3 protein-coding genes and 1 pseudogene are annotated in these 3,648 nt (G+C 44.5%); all 4 read left to right on the forward strand.

Annotated features, from left to right (window positions below; translation table 11 throughout):
• Positions 1-53, forward strand: a pseudogene (locus tag Q0192_RS07965) (DNA gyrase modulator); the annotation flags it as partial.
• 3 nt (positions 54-56) lie between these two features.
• Positions 57-1,364 (forward strand): TldD/PmbA family protein, encoded by a 1,308-nt coding sequence (locus Q0192_RS07970; protein WP_299288649.1) that lies wholly within the window; start codon positions 57-59, stop codon positions 1,362-1,364.
• A 231-nt stretch (positions 1,365-1,595) separates the two neighbouring features.
• Positions 1,596-2,927 carry a TldD/PmbA family protein gene (locus Q0192_RS07975; RefSeq protein WP_299288645.1) on the forward strand — a complete coding sequence of 444 codons (1,332 nt, stop codon included), beginning with the start codon at positions 1,596-1,598 and terminating at the stop codon, positions 2,925-2,927.
• 109 nt (positions 2,928-3,036) lie between these two features.
• Positions 3,037-3,648: amidase family protein (locus Q0192_RS07980; RefSeq protein ID WP_299288648.1), on the forward strand; the 612-nt coding region annotated here is incomplete at its 3' end.

Raw genomic sequence — 3,648 nt, forward strand, 5'->3', positions numbered from 1 at the left:
GCGTTGGCATCCGCGTTATCGCAAACGGTTGCTGGGGTTTTGCGGCGAGCAACAACATGACGAAGGAAGACGTTGCCAAAACGGCCGAACGCGCAGTTGCCGTGGCCAAAGCAAACGCCAAAATACAGGCCGAACCGGTGCAATTGGCGCCGCAAAAAGGTTATGGCGAGGTAAGCTGGAAAACACCAATCGAAATTAACGCTTTTGAAGTACCGATCAAAGACAAAACGGATTTGTTATTGTCGGTAAATGCGGCGGCAAAAGCGGGCGGCGCCAGTTTTATCAACTCGATCTTTTTTGCAGTGAACGAGCAAAAATACTTTGCTTCGACGGATGGTTCTTATATTGACCAGGATATCCACCGTATTTTCCCAAGCTTTGTGGTTACCAAAATTGATGCGGCTTCGGGCAAATTTCAATCGCGCAAATCGTTGAGTTCGCCGATGGGAATGGGTTACGAATATTTGAACGCCAGGCCGCAGGATAAAGTTTCCGGCATAGTTACGCGCTACAAAAACCGCTACGATATGCTGGAAGATGTGAAAGCCGCAACAGCCGAAGCCAACCAAAAGATCAAGGCAAAAACAGTAGAGCCGGGCAAATACGATTTGATTTTAGACCCGTCGCATTTGTGGCTGACGATACACGAATCTGTTGGCCACCCGACAGAATTGGACCGCGTTTTGGGTTACGAAGCCAACTACGCCGGAACCAGTTTTTTAACGTTGGATAAATGGGAATCGAAAAAATTTCAGTTTGGCAGCAAGTTGGTAAATGTGGTTGCCGATAAAACGCAGCCCGGTTCTTTGGGTGCGGTTGGTTACGATGATGAAGGCGTAAAATGCAAGAAATGGGATTTGATCAGCGATGGCGTTTTGGTGAATTACCAGGCCATTCGCGATCAGGCACATATCATCGGTTTGAAAGAATCGCAAGGCTGCTGCTACGCGCAAAGTTGGAACGATGTGCAGTTTCAGCGCATGGCAAACGTTTCGCTTCAGCCCGGAAAAACAAAATTGAGTGTGGACGACATGATCAAAAACACCGAAAAAGGCATTTACATTATTGGTGATGGTTCTTTCTCGATTGATCAGCAACGTTATAACTTTCAGTTTGGCGGACAAACCTTTTACGAGATAAAAAACGGTAAAATTGCGGGCATGTTAAACGATGTGGCTTATCAGGCCAATACGCGAGAGTTCTGGAATTCGTGCGCGGCCATTGCCGATGAAAGCGATTACCGTTTAGGCGGTGCTTTTAACGATGGAAAAGGCCAGCCTTCGCAGTCGAACGCGGTTTCTCATGGTTCGGCCACCACGCGTTTTAATGGTGTTAATGTGATTAATACGGCGCGAAAAATATAAACAGGACTTGACCAGAATTAAAGAATTTAGGAATTAACAGGATGCTGCTTTTACACAGTAAAATCTGTGAAATCATCTAAAAAATTAACCAGGATTTATAGAATTTAGGAATTAACAGGATGCTGTTTTTACAATAAGAATCTGTGAAATCAATTTTTGAATCAGTGGAATCAATTTGAAATCTGTGAAATCACCTAAAAAAATCTGTGAAATCAATATAAAACAAAAAACATGGCGATATTAAGTAAAGAAGAAGCCCAAACGATACTCAAAAAAGTACTTGGTTTTTCTAAAGCCGATGAATGCGAAGTTGGTTTATCGGGCAGCGAAGGCGGCAACATCCGTTATGCGCGGAACGGCGTTTCTACGGCTGGCGATATCAGTACGCTGGGGCTGGCGGTAACTTCCACGTACGGTAAAAAATCTGCAACTTCTACCATTGACCAGTTTGACGATAAATCATTGCAAACCGTAGTCAAAAGATCAGAAGAACTGGCACAATTGGCGCCTGAAAACCCGGAATACATGCCCTTGCAAGGCCCGCAGGAGTTTCCGGAGGGCATTGGTTACATCAATTCTACTGCTGCCATTACGCCAGACACGCGTGCCGAAGCGGTTTTAAAAAGCATTCAGGTTTGTAAAGATGCAAATTTACAGGCGGCAGGTTTCCTGGAGAACACAACAGGTTTTAATGCAGTTATGAACTCGAAAGGTTTGTTTGCTTATAATAAAGATACGGATGTGATCTTTTCAGTAACCACGCGCAACGCCGAAGGAACAGCTTCCGGTTATGCGGCGCGCGGTTTTAACGACATCAGCAAGTTGGATACCTTGACGGCAACGAAAATTGCAGCATCCAAAGCAAACGGATCAAAAGGAGCAAAAGCCATCGAACCGGGAAAATATACAGTGATTCTGGAACCGGTTGCGGCTACTTATATGTTGGAAAACATGTTCCGTTTTGACGCGCGCCAGGCAGATGAAGGCCGTAGCTTTTTAAGCAAGCCCGGCGGCGGAACGCGTTTGGGCGAGAAGCTGATGGACGAAAAAGTAACCATTTATTCGGATCCTTTTAACCCGGAACTGCCTTCGGCAACGTGGGACCGCGAAGGCGATAAACTGGAAAAAACCACCTGGATTGATAAAGGCGTGGTTAAAAACTTGAGCTATTCGCGTTATTGGGCTCAGAAAAAAGGTGTAAAACCGCTGCCCGGTCCGTCCAATATCATCATGGAAGGTGGAACGGCTTCGGTGGAAGATTTGATCAAAAGTACCGAACGTGGCATTTTGGTTTCGCGGCTTTGGTACATCCGTATGGTTGACCCGCAAACGCTGTTGCTGACCGGTTTAACCCGCGACGGTACATTTTACATCGAGAACGGCAAAATCATGTACCCGGTTAAAAACTTCCGCTTTAATGAAAGTCCGGTAATTATGCTGAACAATGTAGAAGCGCTGGGCAAACCCGAACGCAGCATCAGTGTAGAATCTTACCGCAGTTATTTAATTCCGCCAATGAAAATAAGGGATTTTACGTTTAGTTCATTATCGGACGCGGTATAACATTTTTTAGGCGATAAAAGAAGCACGGTTTGTTATAGGCCGTGCTTTTATGTTTCATAACAAATTTAGGGTGATAAAAGAAGCATCATTCATTTCAAAAACGAACTTAATGAAATTAAAAATCACTACTTTTCTCCTGCTTTCCATTTTTCTTTTTAACAGTTGTTTTACGCGGAAGCCGGAAATGGCGCAGCATCATTTCGATGTGGTTGAAACGGATATTAACTCAATCCATCAAGCTTTTAAAAAAAGAACCTGCAATTGTGAAATTTTGGTTTCCGAATATCTACAACGCATTCAAACTTACGATCAATCCACCCATCTCAATTCTATTATCACCACTAATTTTGATGCTATAAAAACAGCACGAGAATTGGACAAAGAATACAAGCGAACCGGAAAGTTAAGGCTGCTGCATTGTATCCCGATGATTATCAAAGACAATTACCAAACGGCTGGATTGCAAACTACTGGCGGTTCCATCCTTTTTAAAGGTTTTAAACCGGATGAAGATGCGCACATGGTAAAACTACTGAAAGATGCAGGCGTAATTGTACTGGCAAAATCAAACATGGCCGAGTGGGCTTTTAGTCCGAAAGTTACTATCAGTTCGATGGCTGGCGAAACGTTAAACCCTTACAATTTGGCTTATACCACGGCTGGTTCCAGCGGCGGAACAGCAGCAGCCGTTGCGGCAAATTTAGGGGAAGCAGGCGTGGGC

It is taken from the genome of uncultured Mucilaginibacter sp. (genome assembly GCF_937859865.1).
Lineage (GTDB): Bacteria > Bacteroidota > Bacteroidia > Sphingobacteriales > Sphingobacteriaceae > Mucilaginibacter_A.

What these genes read in the sequence shown, in the direction of transcription:
- Q0192_RS07975 (WP_299288645.1), top strand. Translation starts at nt 1,596, where the DNA reads ATGGCGATATTAAGTAAAGAAGAAGCCCAAACGATACTCAAAAAAGTA.
- Q0192_RS07970 (WP_299288649.1), top strand. Translation starts at nt 57, where the DNA reads ATGACGAAGGAAGACGTTGCCAAAACGGCCGAACGCGCAGTTGCCGTG.